The organism is Kovacikia sp. CALU 1929 (genome assembly GCF_056784235.1).
Window position 1 is genome coordinate 24,429 of the sequence record NZ_JBXBCF010000079.1, and the last position, 16,019, is coordinate 40,447.

At 50.2% G+C, this 16,019-nt stretch carries 16 protein-coding genes; 6 read left to right on the top strand and 10 right to left on the bottom strand.

Annotated elements, in window-relative coordinates; translation table 11 throughout:
* Nucleotides 1-28: 28 nt before the first annotated feature.
* The gene (locus AC1S52_RS20655) at nucleotides 29-733 is read right to left on the bottom strand and encodes an SH3 domain-containing protein (protein ID WP_482030937.1); all 705 of its coding nucleotides are present in this window, start codon (nucleotides 731-733) and stop codon (nucleotides 29-31) included.
* A 288-nt stretch (nucleotides 734-1,021) separates the two neighbouring features.
* Between AC1S52_RS20655 and AC1S52_RS20660 the strand changes: the two genes are divergently transcribed.
* A complete protein-coding gene (locus AC1S52_RS20660) occupies nucleotides 1,022-1,534 on the top strand; it encodes a M67 family metallopeptidase (protein ID WP_482030938.1) in 513 nt (170 codons plus the stop codon).
* Between the two features lie 72 nt (nucleotides 1,535-1,606).
* Nucleotides 1,607-2,782, top strand: coding sequence for a molybdopterin-synthase adenylyltransferase MoeB (moeB, locus tag AC1S52_RS20665; RefSeq protein WP_482030939.1), 1,176 nt, complete (start codon nucleotides 1,607-1,609; stop codon nucleotides 2,780-2,782).
* 104 nt (nucleotides 2,783-2,886) lie between these two features.
* On the opposite strand, the gene AC1S52_RS20670 is transcribed toward moeB, so the two are convergent.
* Complete coding sequence (locus AC1S52_RS20670; protein WP_482030940.1) at nucleotides 2,887-3,012, bottom strand: hypothetical protein; 126 nt, start codon at nucleotides 3,010-3,012, stop codon at nucleotides 2,887-2,889.
* 134 nt (nucleotides 3,013-3,146) lie between these two features.
* Here AC1S52_RS20670 and AC1S52_RS20675 point away from each other — a divergent pair, with 134 nt between their 5' ends.
* Complete coding sequence (locus AC1S52_RS20675) at nucleotides 3,147-3,332, top strand: DUF4278 domain-containing protein (RefSeq protein WP_482030941.1); 186 nt, start codon at nucleotides 3,147-3,149, stop codon at nucleotides 3,330-3,332.
* Nucleotides 3,333-3,631: 299 nt separating this feature from the next.
* Here the strand turns inward: AC1S52_RS20675 and AC1S52_RS20680 are convergent, their stop codons facing one another.
* Nucleotides 3,632-4,411 (bottom strand): photosystem II electron transport protein, Sll1252 family, encoded by a 780-nt coding sequence (locus AC1S52_RS20680; protein ID WP_482030942.1) that lies wholly within the window; start codon nucleotides 4,409-4,411, stop codon nucleotides 3,632-3,634.
* A 9-nt stretch (nucleotides 4,412-4,420) separates the two neighbouring features.
* On the opposite strand from AC1S52_RS20680, the gene AC1S52_RS20685 reads away from it, so the two are divergent.
* Nucleotides 4,421-4,663 carry a hypothetical protein gene (locus AC1S52_RS20685; protein WP_482030943.1) on the top strand — a complete coding sequence of 81 codons (243 nt, stop codon included), beginning with the start codon at nucleotides 4,421-4,423 and terminating at the stop codon, nucleotides 4,661-4,663.
* A 69-nt stretch (nucleotides 4,664-4,732) separates the two neighbouring features.
* Here the strand turns inward: AC1S52_RS20685 and AC1S52_RS20690 are convergent, their stop codons facing one another.
* A complete protein-coding gene (locus AC1S52_RS20690) occupies nucleotides 4,733-4,960 on the bottom strand; it encodes a DUF167 domain-containing protein (protein ID WP_482030944.1) in 228 nt (75 codons plus the stop codon).
* A 101-nt stretch (nucleotides 4,961-5,061) separates the two neighbouring features.
* Nucleotides 5,062-5,925 carry an alpha/beta fold hydrolase gene (locus tag AC1S52_RS20695; protein WP_482030945.1) on the bottom strand — a complete coding sequence of 288 codons (864 nt, stop codon included), beginning with the start codon at nucleotides 5,923-5,925 and terminating at the stop codon, nucleotides 5,062-5,064.
* Between the two features lie 143 nt (nucleotides 5,926-6,068).
* On the opposite strand from AC1S52_RS20695, the gene AC1S52_RS20700 reads away from it, so the two are divergent.
* The gene (locus tag AC1S52_RS20700; RefSeq protein ID WP_482030946.1) at nucleotides 6,069-6,809 is read left to right on the top strand and encodes a Uma2 family endonuclease; all 741 of its coding nucleotides are present in this window, start codon (nucleotides 6,069-6,071) and stop codon (nucleotides 6,807-6,809) included.
* Between the two features lie 336 nt (nucleotides 6,810-7,145).
* The gene (locus AC1S52_RS20705; RefSeq protein ID WP_482030947.1) at nucleotides 7,146-8,759 is read left to right on the top strand and encodes a B12-binding domain-containing radical SAM protein; all 1,614 of its coding nucleotides are present in this window, start codon (nucleotides 7,146-7,148) and stop codon (nucleotides 8,757-8,759) included.
* Nucleotides 8,760-8,768: 9 nt separating this feature from the next.
* Here AC1S52_RS20705 and AC1S52_RS20710 read toward each other — a convergent pair whose 3' ends face one another.
* The 5 genes from AC1S52_RS20710 to AC1S52_RS20730 form a co-directional block, all read right to left on the bottom strand.
* Nucleotides 8,769-10,133, bottom strand: a complete 1,365-nt coding sequence (locus tag AC1S52_RS20710; RefSeq protein ID WP_482030948.1) for a CHAT domain-containing protein — start codon at nucleotides 10,131-10,133, stop codon at nucleotides 8,769-8,771.
* Between the two features lie 96 nt (nucleotides 10,134-10,229).
* The gene (locus tag AC1S52_RS20715; RefSeq protein WP_482030949.1) at nucleotides 10,230-12,782 is read right to left on the bottom strand and encodes an EAL domain-containing protein; all 2,553 of its coding nucleotides are present in this window, start codon (nucleotides 12,780-12,782) and stop codon (nucleotides 10,230-10,232) included.
* 27 nt (nucleotides 12,783-12,809) lie between these two features.
* Nucleotides 12,810-13,505, bottom strand: coding sequence for a DUF928 domain-containing protein (locus AC1S52_RS20720; protein ID WP_482030950.1), 696 nt, complete (start codon nucleotides 13,503-13,505; stop codon nucleotides 12,810-12,812).
* Between the two features lie 383 nt (nucleotides 13,506-13,888).
* Nucleotides 13,889-15,235 (bottom strand): tRNA (N6-isopentenyl adenosine(37)-C2)-methylthiotransferase MiaB, encoded by a 1,347-nt coding sequence (gene miaB, locus AC1S52_RS20725; RefSeq protein ID WP_482030951.1) that lies wholly within the window; start codon nucleotides 15,233-15,235, stop codon nucleotides 13,889-13,891.
* Nucleotides 15,236-15,386: 151 nt separating this feature from the next.
* On the bottom strand, nucleotides 15,387-15,986 hold the full coding sequence (locus tag AC1S52_RS20730; protein ID WP_482030952.1) for a single-stranded DNA-binding protein: 600 nt from the start codon (nucleotides 15,984-15,986) through the stop codon (nucleotides 15,387-15,389).
* Between the last annotated feature and the right edge of the window lie 33 nt (nucleotides 15,987-16,019).

Here is a 16,019-nt window from a genome sequence, read left to right on the forward strand (position 1 = left end):
TGGTTCCAATACATACGGCTATTCAATCTCACTTTCCTTGCTTACTGGCATTCTGCCGTTTGATCGCTTCCCCTACCACTGGGGCTAACCTGGCACGCCAGTAGCGATTGTCGGGAAAGTTCCGTACCTTGCTCACAACATCCTGCCAGCGGTTTTCTTTCAATGCTGTTTGAGCAGCATTAAATTCAGCTTCAGCCGTGTTCCAGTTCTGCTGCCACTGTCCGATCGCTCCTTGGGCTGCTGGGTAAGTAGAACTGCCGGAAGGCACTGTTTGAGCCAAGGCGATCGCCGCCTTCAAATTGCCCGCCTGATAAAACTCGTTTGCTTCCTGCAAAATCTCGATTCCCCTATCGGGGGAGTCCGAATCCTCCTGAGCGGCGGTTACTGGGATACAACTGGTTACGGTTAAGTCTTTGTACACCCAACCTTCAACCGGGCTGACAATCCGCAACCATCCCTGATTTTCATCGACCACCTCTAACCGGGTTCCATTTCTTAACTTGCTTATCACATTATCTGGAGCAGATACGGGACTGGAACGGACATTAAGCGGAGGATTGGGATCGGTGGCGATCGTTTTGCAAATTGTTGGGGGCACAGAGTCTGGAAATAGCTTGAATGCAGACAACAACGAAGGGTGAAAGTGCAAAATGGTGGAAGTCACCCCGGATGTTGCCCCAAAAAGCGCGATTCCAGCCCCAACCAGTAGGGTACTTTTACGAAAGTTAGCCATCTTGAAGTCCTGTCAGATGCACTTGAGAAGTTAAAAGCTAATTCCCTGGCTCCTACCTTCTCTCCTCAAATCCAGGCTATCCGAAGGAATGCCTGATAGCTTAAGTAGTTTTGCCAAACTTCATCCTTCTCTTTCACCCTTGACTTACAGCCGTTTCCCCTTGCATAGCCTGCAATGATTAGGAACACTTAACGGTCGTTTACACTTACGGGAGGAATCCTGCTTTACAATAAAAGACTTGACTGGGATTTGCGTGCCTAAAACTAATGCGTGCTTAAAACTAACTCTGTGTCTCTTACCCTTGCCGCTCATCACCTAGAAGCCATCAAAAGCCACGCCGAGCGCACTTACCCCCATGAGTGCTGTGGTTTGCTAATTGGCAATTTAACGGCGGAGGGGCGAGTCGTGTCAGATATTTGGATCACTGAAAATAGCTGGACAGCGGATGTGGCTGAGGAGCTTGCAGATGGATTGCCAGCCAGTCAGTTGTCAGCCAGTAAAGCCCACCGCTACTGGATTGCTCCAGAGGAAATGTTAGCCGCAATGAAGGATGCCCGTCAGCGCAATCTCGAAATTGTTGGGATCTACCACTCCCATCCGGATCATCTGGCGGTTCCTTCGGAGTGCGATCGCCGCCTCGCCTGGTCCCAATACTCCTATCTGATTGTCTCTGTCCTCCAGGGCAACGCCACCGATGCTCAAAGCTGGGTTCTGGATGAAGAGCACCAGTTTCAACCGGAAGCGATTCATAGAACGGAATGCGCCCGAATGCGACGCGAGTCGCTAACCCTGAATCTTTAACACCACTGGCTCCTGCCCCTGAAGGCACTTCTCTACACCGACAACTTCACTTTCCATTCTTTTCTACCTTCTATGCTAAATCCCAATCTTGACGACATTCAGCTCACAAAGGACGACTATGAACGCTACTCACGCCACCTGATCCTGCCCGAAGTCGGCATGGAGGGACAGAAGCGGCTGAAGGCTGCCAGCGTCCTTTGTGTGGGGACAGGTGGTTTGGGTTCACCGCTCTTGCTGTACCTGGCAGCCGCAGGCATCGGGCGCATCGGCATCGTTGATTTCGATGTGGTGGATAGTTCCAACTTGCAGCGTCAGGTGATTCATGGCACGTCCTGGGTCGGTAAACCCAAAATCGAATCTGCCAAGGATCGGATCCATGAGATCAACCCCTACTGCCAGGTAGACCTGTACGAAACCCGTCTCAGTTCAGAGAATGCGTTGGAAATTTTTAAAGACTATGACGTGGTAGTGGATGGCACAGACAACTTCCCAACCCGTTATCTGGTAAATGATGCTTGTGTCCTGCTGGGCAAACCCAATGTCTATGGCTCCATCTTCCGGTTTGAGGGACAGGCAACGGTCTTCAACTACCAGGAGGGTCCCAACTACCGCGATTTGTACCCCGAACCCCCACCACCTGGACTGGTTCCCTCCTGTGCCGAAGGCGGCGTGTTAGGAATTCTTCCCGGTGTGATCGGTGTGATTCAGGCAACGGAGACAGTCAAAATTATTCTGGGTGCAGGCAAAACCCTCAGTGGTCGCCTCTTGCTCTACAACGCACTGGATATGACCTTCCGGGAATTGAAGTTACGTCCGAATCCGGTGCGTCCCGTGATCGACAAATTGATCGACTACGAAGAGTTTTGCGGCATTCCCCAGGCAAGAGCCGCTGAAGAAAAGGAGAAAGCCAACATGCAGGAAATGACGGTGCAAGAACTGAAGCAGTTGCTTGAAAGCGGTACGGATGACTACGTCCTGATTGATGTCCGCAACCCCCATGAGTGGGATATTGCCAAGATTCCGGGTGCTGTGCTGGTGCCATTGCCCGATATTGAAAATGGCTCTGGCGTGGAAAAGGTGAAGAACCTGCTGAACGGTCACAAGCTCATTGCCCATTGCAAATTGGGCGGTCGTTCTGCCAAGGCATTAGGCATTCTGAAGGAAAAGGCAGGGATTGAGGGAATCAATGTCAAAGGTGGGATCACCGCCTGGAGCAAGGAAGTGGATGCCTCGGTGCCGGAGTATTAGAACAAGCTGGTAGAAGTTAGAAATCACTCCAGTTATGGGGTGGATGGGTAAATAGCTACTCATCCACCTATCTGTATATTCGCTGCTGGGCGCAACAAGCCAAATTAGAGGTCATTGGCTGTTAAGGCTGGGCAATTGCAGAGCGGGTTTACGGGAGCGATCGCCCAACTAAATACGTGATGCCAGTCACCCCAGGTAAACACTGAAAACACGGACTCCGCCTTGTCCATATCACGCTATCCAGGTGCTTCCATCCATAGCTGGACTTGCCAAAGCTCACAACCTTAAGGGGATCTATATCACGTCGCAAGAGAAAAAATACTTGCATGATAGATACTGTAAGCCCCCATTAAGGAACACAACCATGAGACTTAAATATCGCGGCAACGGTTATGAGTACGCTCCGATGGCGATCGACACTATTGAAAACCCTGTTACCGGGCAGTATCGAGGTGTCGCGACAGCTCTGAGTTCACGTAAAAAAGCTCTCATACCCCAGTCCATTGTTAGCATGAGGTATCGTGGCATCGACTACATTGAATTGCGCTAAAAGCCTATCTAAAAAGTCTGCTGTCAAAGCCCAGAACTAAAAACTCCGAAGTTTTTGGATAGGCTTTAAGACTTTTTACTGGATCAGTCTAGTGATTACTAATCGGTTTGATACTTCTGGGATGAGGCAGATGTCGGCGATCGCCAGCATTATTCGCCTTCCCCCTCCCTGGATAGGTCTAACCTTGTGCTTCAGTAAAGATTACAGACAAAACCTATGAGTGCAATCGGGCTTCTTCTATAGCCCCAGACCTTGGAGGTTTTCACAACCTCCGAGGTCTTAAGCCTGACGTAGATCCTCTAAACAAATCGAGTCAACTGCACCCGATAGCGGTCTTTTTTAGTCACTGCAATTTCACCGACTTCCACTCGACCTTTGCCACGAATAGCGATCAGATCACCTGACTTCACCTGGTAACTGGAACTGGTAATGTCCTTCCAGTTAACCCGCACATCACCGCCCGAAATCATCTCAGCCATCTTGCTACGGGACATACCAAAACCCGCAGAAGCGATCGCGTCCAACCTTAAAGAAGCTTCTACGGTCGTCAATTCCTTTTTCTTTGGCTCCCGCACCTTAAGTTCACTTAGCTCAATCCGCTGAGTTTTCACAGGCACAGAGCGTACCTGCTTCAGGTTCATTTCCAGAAATTCCACCAGCTCAGGAACGACGATCGCCTGCGCTCCCCGTTCACCCAGCACAATGATGTCACCCACTTTGTCCCGTACAATCCCCGTTCCCAACAGTGCGCCCAAAAAATCCCGGTGAGTTGCCAGGTCGAACAGAAAGTTTCCGGCTATTTCCACAATCGCCACTTCGACCTGGTCGGTATCAAGCGGGAGTTCAGAGCGGGCGATCGCAAACCGCTGCCGTTCTGCCTGGGGGTATCCACCCCCCATTGCCAAGTGAATTTCTGTCAGCCGCCCAAAAGCTTGCTGCACCTCCATGTATTCGGGAGGCGAAAGAAAGTCAGTCTGCACCACTTCCCAGGTTTTAATTGCCTGGTCTGCCTGGTCAATCACCCGTGCAACCGTTTCCCGGTTTTCAACATTCTTCAATAACTCGTCGCGTGGCAGCATGGATCAATTGTGAACGGGCAAAACTCCATTTTAGCGATCGCTCGCCTCATTCATGGACTGTTCCTCCATCAATATTTCATTGCAAAGGCAAATGCATTCATTGCAAATGTAGGCTTCTGGTATTATCTGGAATATCATTCCGTTCGGTTTTTTCTGCCCATCCCCTACACTGACCGGGTTCCAGGTGAAGCGTCCAACCGTGAGGCAGTCCATCCACGTAGTAGCCAAAATGGATTATGTGAGCATCCCTAGAAGGTTCAGCATACAGACCTGTTTTATAGTCTGTCCGGTATCCTTGCCGCAGCATGGAAGCATTGATTTTCATATACCATCTATCTCAACCAGCTTATTGGTTGAAGATGCCCCGGATTTGATTCGGATGAAAGACTTTGGCACATTAAATTTCTTTGCCAGCAAGCAAATCAATTCTTGATTGGCTTTGCCATCCACCGGGGGTGACTTGAGCCGGATTGTGAAGTTACCATCGTCTTCCTGCTGAATTACCTGTTGCTTAGAATTGGGCTTGACTTTAATGCTGAGAACTTTCATTACCGGCTTGAAAAAATTGACAGTTTTTTAGCCCGTATGGGTTACGCTTCGCTTTGGCGTAGCTATAGCACAGGCTTTCCCCATCCTACAAATAAGCAAGATCACTTATTTGCTGCATCCGGTTGAAGATGGGTGTAAAGAAATGGCGAAATAACCGATCCCAGTTCAGACGCATAGTTTTGAGGCAGAGAATGATCGGCGTTGGGAATGATTTCCAGTCTGGCATTGGGAATTTCCTGAGCGTAAGTTTCTGAGTGCCAGAGGGGAATGGTGTCATCGCGATCGCCTGTAATCACCAGGGTTGGCACTCGCAGGCGATGAATTTCTTTCTCAACGGTGTCGATCGCATCTTCGGGACGGATGCGATCGCGTAGAAAGGAACAGGCTGCCGGATTTGCCATCAGCGATTGACGAAAGCCGGTAATGGTGTTCAGGGTAGGAGTTTGCCCTAGCATCGCTGCCACAGGACGTGCCAGATCCAGCACCCAATCGACCGCCGGGGTTTCCCAGAGTAAAGGGCGTAAGTGGTCATACCGCCCGCAAAAGCTATCATCCCGAATTCCTGCTGGGGCTGCCAGCATGAGACTGCTCACCGCCTCAGGATATGCCAGTGCATAGGCAGAGGCAACCCACCCACCAAAGGAGTGCCCCACTATGGCGCAGGGTTTTAACTCCAGCGCTTCAACAAACGCCCGTACAAAAGCGACTTCTTTGGCAACATCGTAGCGAATCTGTGGTTTGGACGAGTCTCCAAATCCCAACAAGTCGAGGCTGACACAGCGGAAATACGGCTGTAATCGTTCAATCAATGGACTCCAACAGTCGCTGCTTCCCAAGAAGCCATGCAGCATCAGCAATGGATGACCAGAACCCGCCTCTCGATAGGCAGCAGAAAGTGGAACTGGAGGTTGAGAATCGAGGCTGACATCTAAAGTCAATGATGATTTGGTGAGCAATGCAGTCATACGGATTGGAACATGAAGCCTTTCCATTGTAGAAACAGCGCAGAAAAAAACGCAGGCTAGAACAACTTGCCCCAACGTTCAGACCCTCAATTTCTGGCAGGATTTATAATGAAGCCAATGATGGGATCTGGGAAAGCAAGACTATGCTGCCATCTGACCTGCAATACACCTTGCCAAGCAGTGACGAATTAATCGATTCGGATGACTTTCCTGTGGATAATGAGGAGCAGAATTTTGTCCCCAATGTGTTGCTGTTTTTGTTGGAATACATCTGGCAACATCGGAATGATTGGTTTTTTGCGGTCGATATGGGGATTTATCACACCACAGGAGCGCACCCTAAAGTCCCAGTAGTGCCAGATGGCTTTTTGAGTTTGGGTGTAGAAAGGCGTAAGGGTGACAAACCGCGCAGGAGCTATGTCGTGTGGGAAGAGAACGGCGTTTCACCCATCCTGACTTTGGAAGTGGTATCCCAGACTCCGGGCGGCGAGTATGACGAGAAACTAGCCATCTATGCCAGGTTGGGGGTGCTGTACTACGTCATTTATAATCCCCAGTTTTGGCAACGCGATCGGCAGATGCCATTTGAGGTTTATAAGTTGGTCAATCATAAATACGAGTTGCAAATAGGTGAACCTTTTTGGATGCCGGAGATTGGATTAGGGATTGGACGCTGTCGATTATCGAATGATCCGCTTCAACGAGAGGTACTGAGTTGGTATGACAACACGGGCGATCGCTACTTGAGCGAAGCAGAAGCAGAACGGCAACGAGCAGAAGCAGAACGGCAACGAGCAGAAACAGAACGGCAACGGGCAGAAACAGAACGGCAACGGGCAGAACAGCTAGCACAACGGCTTCGGCAGTTAGGGGAGGACGTGTAGGGTTGAGGGGAGCGCATTCTTTTCGCTTCATCGCCCCATCCCCTCTTCCCTGGTTCGCTGTGTTTGACGCATAGCAGAGTTGATTTTGCTCCATGCACTGGCATCCTTACGCTATGAATCAAGCTTAAAAAAGATTAAGTTCTTTCTCTGTCCTCACCTCTAAATGTGTAGACTGCAAAGAACTTCATCTAGAGAAATTTACAAACCATGACGGAGAAAGGCTCTAACTTCAGCCCTTCTACCCCTTATTGGTGATGTGAAGCGGCATTGGTCGCGTTAAATGTAGTTCATTTCACCTGACTTCCATCCTATTCAATGAATTGAGGAGTCCCCCCTATGAAAGCTCTGCTGCTCTGGCCCCTGATGCCCAACTCCTTTTGGTCATACCAGGAAACCTTAGACCTGGCGGGCTTACGCTCTACTAATCCACCGCTAGGGTTAATCACAGTTGCAGCTATGTTGCCCTCTGACTGGGAACTTCGCCTGGTCGATCGCAACGTTCGCTTAGAAACCGATGAAGACTGGGCATGGTGCGACCTGGTCATCATCTCCTCCATGATTATTCAAAAAATTGATTTTCGTGACCTGATTCACAAAGGGCTGTCCCTGGGTAAAAAAGTGGCAGTCGGTGGTCCCTACCCGACCTCCTATCCCGAGGCGGCGATGGAAGCCGGGGCACACTATCTGATCCTGGATGAAGGGGAATGTACTATTCCCATGTTCCTGGAAGCATTGGAACGGGGCGAGACCAGTGGCACCTTCCGATCGCCCGAAAAGCCCGATGTTACCCAAACTCCGATCGCCCGCTACGACCTGCTAGATCTCAACGCTTACCTGGCAGTCACCGTTCAGTTTTCTCGCGGCTGTCCCTTTCAATGTGAGTTTTGTGACATCATTAACCTCTATGGTCGCAAGCCCCGCACCAAAACTCCGGAGCAAATGCTGAAGGAGTTTGAAACGCTCTACAACCTGGGCTGGCGACGCTACATTTTTGTAGTGGATGACAACTTTATTGGCAACAAACGGAATGCCAAAGTCTTTCTACGGGAGTTGATTCCCTGGATGGAGCAGCATCAGTATCCGTTCAAGCTGATTACGGAAGCCTCGCTCAATCTGGCAGAAGATGAGGAACTGGTTGAACTGATGGTGAAAGCCGGATTTGTCCTGGTCTTTATGGGCATTGAAACGCCAGATACGGACAGCCTGATGGGCATCAACAAGGTGCAAAACACCCGTCAGTCCTTAATCGATTCCTGTCACATGATTACCCGTAAAGGGCTGCAAATTATGTCTGGCTTCATTATGGGCTTTGATAATGAGCGTCCCGGTGCCGGTAAACGCATCCGCGATTTCATTATGGAAACGGGAATTCCCCAGGGGCAGTTCAGCATGTTACAGGCGCTGCAAAATACCGCCATGTGGAATCGCCTGAAGCAGGAAGGGCGGTTGATTGAAGGGCTGGCAACCTTCCACCAGGGCGCGTTAATGAACTTTGTCCCAACCCGTCCGGTGGAAGAAATCACCCAGGAATATATCGATGCTTTCTGGGAGATCTATGACCCGGAATCTTACCTGCAACGCACCTTCCGCCACTTTATGATGATGAACGGTTGGCGCGGTAAGTCCAACCGCAAGCTAGATGGCGAACTATGGCAGGCGTTTAAGTCTATCCTGTGGCGGCAAGGGGTGAAGCGCTCCACCCGGTTCCGCTTCTGGTGGAATCTGGTGGTGATGGCCCTGTTCAAACCCAATCTAGTGGAGGAATATCTGGCAACCCTGGCGATTGGCGAACATTTCTTTAGCTATCGCTATATTGTCAGGAAGCAACTTCGACATCAACTGGAATTGCTGAAACAATCGCAGTTAGAGGAACTGGGACGAGAAGTTGCGGACGACCGAGACTCGATCGCCGCTGACCTTGAAAAGTCACCTGAAGCAGTCTTAAAGTAGGGCGATCGCTCACCAGGGGCTACTGATCATTGTGAATGCAGCCCAGTAGTAGGGAGCCGATAGGTCACTAACGGCTTCCTTGCTCAACTCGGCTGGTAACGATACCGGACCTCGCGAGAGCACCAGTTGCTTACCCTCAATCCGAATTTCTCCCCGTAGCATTCGCAGTTGAGCCTGCCTGAGTGCCTCTGCTTTTGTGGGAGTGGTTCCCAGTTGTCGGTAGAATTCACTCATCAGTGCCAGGGTTCCTTCGTCGCTGACGTTCCAAAGGCTCGCCAGAACCGATTTAACCTTCGATTTTAGGGCAACTCCGGCAAAGCCCAGTTCGGCTTGATCGTCTCCAATCGCAGTCCGGCAGGCACTCAGTACCAGCAACTCCAGAGGAGATCCCCAGTCAATCTGGCGGATATTGTCCAATCCAAGTTTGCTATCCCATAACTGGATATAGGAATTGCTGGGCTTACCAGTTCTAAAAACGGCATGGGTCGCCAGATGCACCACCGTTGGGGTAAGAGCTTGCATCGTCTGCTGGAGATTGGAGAGGGTAAAACTCTGGTTCAGGAATGACTGCCCTTTCCACTGAGACTTCAATGGTCTAGCAGACTGTAGTTCCCATAAAATGGTTGAAAGTTCTGTCGGAACCGCAGGCAAGGGATTTTGGTCCTGAAATTCCGACGCTCCCATTGCCAGAATTTGACCCGGTTGCAGACTAACATAGTCCGTTTGAATCAAATTGAAGGCGGGAATGCGAGTCATGCTGTATTTTTCCAGCAGAAATTGCTTGCCGTCGTGAAGTGCTGCCAGCGGTAAACTCCGTACCCCATTGCCCAGACAAAACAACAGCGTGTCAATCCCTTCTGCCTGGAGGTAGTCCGCCTCAAACGGCTGAATAATCCAGTCATAAAGCTGCTGCGCCGCCGTCATTTTCACCTTGTCTGGAGAACTGTGCATCTCCAGATGAAAGGCAGCGACTACGGGACGCAGCTTTGCTGTCGGCACTTCGTAAAGATCGCGCACAATTGGCTTTCCATTGGCGGTGATCAGTACCAGATGCAGGTGATCTTCACGTGGGACAACCCAGAGAACCGCAGGCTTGGTTCCGGTTTGTTTACCAATCTGTTGCAGAGTTTGGGCAATGCCCTCCGGAGCCTGGTTCACCTCTGCTAGCTTCTCACCAAAATAATCCTCAAACTCCTTCGCCAGACCCCGTTCCATCCCTAGAACCTTTTCACTTAAGGTTTGGGACCAGGCAGGTAGCCCACTGAATCCCGCGATCGCCAGAGCAACACCAAAACAAGTGAACTTAGCGAACCATCTCCTAGAGAACTCAGTCTTACGGTGATTACTTGGTGGGTTTTGAATCGACAGTCGCATTGATTTTAATCCTTAAAAATAAACAAAAATTCTTCAGTAAGGTGTCAGGTGTTAGGTGTCAGCGGACTAAAATTCTCAACTCCCAACTCTTAACTTTCAACTCTCAACTCCTCCCCCCTCCCCTTGCTTTTCTAGAAGCGCTGTGGCTTCAAACGCAGGCAACGGTTTTGCCCAAAAATATCCCTGCCCAAATTCGCACCCCAGAGATCGCAATGCATCGGCATCAGCTTTCGTCTCTACCCCTTCCGCAATCACATCCATGCCCAGAGTATGCCCCAGAGAAATAATCATGCGGGCAATCTCATAATCTTCATGGCTCTGCCCCATCTTTTGCACAAAAGACTTGTCTACCTTGAGCGTATCGATCGGGAAACGGCGAAGTTGACTGAGGGAGGAATAGCCGGTTCCAAAATCATCCATGCCCAGTTTGCAACCGAGACACTTGAGCCGCAGCATTAAATCGATCGCCACTTCAACATCCCCCATCACCATACTTTCGGTAATTTCAAATTTGAGGCTCGACGGCTCAATGCTAGTTTCCTGGAGAATGGAAGCTAATTGGCGTGTCAGATCAGGTTGTTCAAACTGGCGACCGGAGAGGTTAACACTCATGATCAAGTGGCGCTCAGGAAACTGCTGTTGCCATTGGTAAGCCTGACAGCAGGCAGCCTCACAGATCCATTTCCCCAAGGGAACAATCAGTCCGGTTTCTTCTGCCAATGGAATAAAACTGAAGGGAGGAATCAACCCCTTTTTAGGATGTTGCCAGCGCACTAATGCCTCAAATCCAGTAATGGTTCCTGTACTTAGGCAAATGATTGGCTGATAGTAGAGGACAAATTCTTGGGCAGCGATGCCCTGGCGCAAGTCATTTTCAAGGGTGAACTGGTCTACCGCCTCTGTTAGCATTCCAGCCGCGAACACTTCATAGTGACCTGTTCCCAGCGCTTTAGCACGGTACATTGCGGTATGCGCATCACGCAACAAATTTTCAGGCGTATAAAGGTAGTCTGACTGAGTCACCGCAATTCCAATCCTGGTTGTGATCAGGACTGGTTGTTCATCGAGCAGAAACGGCTCTGTCAAAGCATTTTGAAGTTTTTCAGCCAGTGCAGTCAGAGTTTCTTTGCGGCTATGTTGCAGCGAAATGGCAAATTCATCGTTACCAATCCTGGCAAGTTGAGCTAACCGAGGGAGGCATGCTTGCCAGCGGCTAATGATCTCCAGCAGCAGCATATCGCTGGTTGAGTGCCCCAGACTCTTGTTGATCAGTTGAAACCGATCCAGATTGAGAAAGATCACGCCGAGTATAGCTGGGGATTGGCGACGGGATATCCGAGTCAGCGATCGCCCCAGATGCCGCACAAAGGTTCCCCGATTTAGCAACCCTGTAAGGGGATCGCGCGTTGTAGTGTAAAGCAGCCGATGAGCCATCGCCAAGCCAACTGCCCCAATGAATCCCAACCCAGGTTCCGCCACTGGAATCCAGATGGAATGGGCAAACAGAGCGAAACCAATTCCCCCGATCGCGAACAAGCAACCCATACTGGCGACCCCAAATGCTACCGGATGTCTTAACCACCAGACGAGGACTCCAGCTACTATCGCCCAACTCCAAAACCAAAGAATTTCACCCCGCTCGTGCCAGAACTGAAATAATTTAGTTTTCCCTAAGGCAATATCCAGGAGTTGGCTCGTCATTTGGGCATGGATAACCACCCCTGGCATTTGAAAGGTAGACTGCTGGTTGGCACTGTAGGGTGTGTAGACTTGATCCTTGAGACTGGGGGCAATCGTGCCAATCAGAACAATCCGGTCTCGTACCCAGTCAGGATTCACCTGCCCATCAATGACCTGACTCAGAGTCACGGTTGGTGCCGGACTGGTGCGATCGCGATAGTTCAGCAGAACTTGATATCCACGGGTATCTGCCTTCTGGTACCCGCCCGAAGTTGGTTCTAAGGGAACGATCTGTCTGGATCCCAAAAACAATGCCTGGGGACTACGTTGAAAGTAAATGCCTTTCTTCTGGAGATAGGACAGGCTGACTCGTAAAGCAAAGGAGTAATAGTCCTTGTCTGGGGCAGCCACAAACAGCAAGTTGCGGCGGAGGACACCATCCGGGTCTAAGGTGAAATCATTGAATCCGATTCGCCTATCTTCCACACCGGGAGGGGGGGCGATACTGCTGGCAACTTCTGTAATGGTAATCAGGTTTTTGGCTTGCAGTTGCACCGCAAGATTGGATTCTCCCGGTGGATGGGCAATATCACGGTAAAGATCCAGCCCGATAACTCTGGGGTGGTAGGACTGAAGCCGGGTTAAAGCTTGAGCCAGAATTTGGTCAGAGAGGGGCCAGCGATAACGGTGCAGGTCTTGTTCAGTGATGGTGACAATCAACAAACGCTGATCGGGAGGGGAATCTGGTTGAAGCTGCACCAGCCGATCAAACAGAAAGAGTTCTAGAGCTTCCAACCCACCAAAGGAGCGGATGCCCAGAAACAAGCCTGTCACCAGGATGCTGGATACCAAGACAGAACGTCCCGCTACCCAGGCAATCCGGGGCATGGGAGAAGTACGATCGCCCAATTGTGGAATTTGCCGTAACAGCGATCGTATCTGGTTGACGAAGGTATTAGCTAACAGCAAGAACTCCGTCTCCGCAGCAACTTACTTTTACAAGTGACTGGCTACCGAACGTTGGAAAACCCGCTCCAAATCTAGTTTTTGTAAGAGTTGTTGCCACTGGAGCCGAACTTTGTCGTTATCAGGATAACTCTGGCGTAACTCGACCAAAGTGGCAATTTCATCGCTCCAGAGTCCGGCATTGTGATAGGACTTTGCTAAATCTAGCTTTGACTCCAGACTAGACTTATCTTTTAAGGCGATTCTTGGAGAAACCTGTCGAAGCCAACCTGACACAACAATATTTTGGGAAGGATCTTCAGAATCACACACGATAGAAAAGTACCACTGGTAGTCTTGCCCCAGTTCCAGAGTCTTTTCGGGTAAATGAATGCCGACTACTTTCGTCTTACCGGCTTCCAGGGGCTTCTTGTAGACCGTATTGCCATCGCTGTTCCGCAGGACAAACTCAACCGGATAGGATTTGTTAAGCGTGGGAACGACAAAGTAGACAGAGGGGCGATCGCTGGCAGTCACTCCTAAATTGTTTGCTGGGTTCAAAGCAACCAGAGGTTGATTACCCACCAAACATTCACTCCGGGTACCACCCCCAATACGCCTGCCCGGAAACTCCGCACGGCTAGAATTTCTGGGTTGAGCCAGCGCAGGCAGAATTGCAACGGTTGAAACGAGACAGGCTGTGATGCTTAAATGCAGCCCAATCCGGCGCAGAAGAGTCATACTCATCGCTTAAAACCCTCTAAGAGTTGAAAATGCTGTATAGACAAAACAACCTCATTACCCAAATCGGGGGTAACGGCTACCGAGCGCACTAATCAACGCGAACAGCACTCAAAAAAACTAGTCGCAAAACCTGGTAGAAAACGGCGGCAGATGCAAGAAACAGATCTGGCAAACTACTCGGCGATTTAAGGAGCTGCTGTATACACCCTAAAAACAGCTCCCATTCCCGATAAAATTAGCATATTTAGTCTGGTTAAAACAAAGTAATTTACTATATTCAACTTAATATTTAGCGATGTAAAGAAAAACGGTTAAACTACGCAGATTTGTTGGTTAGAGGATAAAGTTTCGATATTGCTGGGCTTAAGGATTCGTTAAGCAAGAACTCACCCTTTCAAGAGTTCCCCAGTCAGGCTGAACGCTCGTGCTTCAGTAATTTTGACTCTAACTAACTCGCCTTTTAGCTCCTCAATCTTTCCAGGGAAAAAGGTGAGCCGATTGCTGCGAGTGCGCCCCATCACCTGGTTGAAGTCTTTGGGGTTTTGATCCTCAACCAGAATTTCCTCTACCCGGTTTAGGTAGCGGAGAGACCGTTCAGCCGCCTTAGTTGAAACCAGGTGATTCAGACGTTGGAGGCGATCGCTCTTCACCTCCTCACTTAACTGGTTTTCCCACAGGGCAGCAGGCGTGCCGGGACGGGGTGAGTATGCTGCTGTATTCAACTGGTCAAACCCAATCTGCTCCACCAGTTTAAGCGTGTTTTCAAACTGTTCCTCGGTTTCACCCGGAAACCCGACAATGGCATCGGCACTGATGGCAGCATCCGGCATATACTCCCGAATCGTGTTGAGAATCCGGCGGTACTTTTCGTGGGTATACCCCCGTGCCATTGCCTTGAGAACCGCATTGTCTCCTGATTGGAAGGGAATGTGGAAGTGTTCACACAGCTTCGGCAACTCAGCACAGGCACGAATTAACCGCTCCGTAAAGTAGCGGGGATGGCTGGTCGCAAACCGAATCCGCTCAACTCCGGGCACATCATGGACAAAATAAAGCAGATCGGTCAGGGTATGCCGATGCCGCCCATCCTCAGTTACCCCTGGTAAATCCCGTCCATAGGCATCAATATTTTGCCCCAGCAGCGTCACTTCCCGATAACCCTGCCTGCCCAGTTCTTCCATCTCTGCTCGAATGGCTTCTGGAGAACGGGACTGCTCTACACCCCGCACACCGGGCACAACACAGTAAGTGCAGCGTTCATTACACCCATAAATGACATTGACCCAGGCAGTGATGCGGCTGTCTCGCCGGGGTTTAGTAATATCCTCCATGATGTGGACTGGCTCAGTTGCCACCACCTGACTGCCACTGAAAACCTGTTCCAGCAAATCTTCCAGTCGGTTGGCATGTTGTGGACCCATCACCAGATCAAGCTCAGGTACACGCCTGAGCAAACGTTCCCCTTCCTGCTGGGCAACACAGCCCGCAACTACCAGCATCAGATCCGGTTCTTCCTGCTTACGTTTGGCTTGTCTACCCAAATAGGAGTAGACTTTTTGCTCGGCATTGTCTCGAATGGTGCAGGTATTGTAGAGAATGAGACTGGCATCATCGGGCTGCTCTGCCCATTCAAAGCCCATCTTTTCAAGAATGCCAGCCATGCGTTCAGAGTCAGCTTTGTTCATCTGACAGCCAAACGTCGTGATATGGTAGCGGCGGGAAGTCGCGGTCATGTCAAACTAGAACAATGGAAAGGAAGATCCCTATTCTATAGTGGTTAGTGGTTTTCGGTTGTCTGTGGGTTTTGAGGGAAGGCAGAAGGCAGAGGGATTGATTCCTGCTTTGGGCGTGGAATCAATCCCTTCAGACAAAAATAGAGGTACTCTAAGCTTTGGCTGGTTCTTTACTTCCAGGCTGTTGGGTTTCTCCTGGAGCGCTCTTAGCCTTGGTGTTCTTGCCGTTGGTTGTACTTGAAGCCTGTGCCCCGTTAGTTGTACTTGCTGGCTGAGCTCCGTTGCTAGCAACCGTTGTCTGCCCACCGTTCGCTGTGCCATTGGTGGCAGCAGAGGACTGAGCAACGGGTGCGGTTTTCTCAGCCGCTTCTTTTACAGGCTCAGTTTGAACCGGAACATCCTCTTCTTCAGCATTCCGAACATTGTCGAGATCAATATCCACGACATTCATTTTCAAACCGGCTTTGGGCTTGTTGTCGCTGGTAGAAATGTAGGGTCTGGGTTCCACGCTGCCAGTGCAAATAATTAAAGAGCCTTTTGTCAGGTAAGGTAATCTGCGCCATGCTGTAGAGGTTTCCCAGATACTCAACCGAACGGTGAACGACTCATCGCGGCTGCGGGGTTTACGCACATACATCGTAGCTTCTGCGACTTTTGCTTTCTCTCCACTCTTCAGGTCAACAATTTTAATCTCGGCATCCGCTGCCAGGTTACCACTCACAATCCATTTGTTCAATCCAACACTTGACATCAGCGCACCCCCGTGTAGGTTATTCTCTCTCAG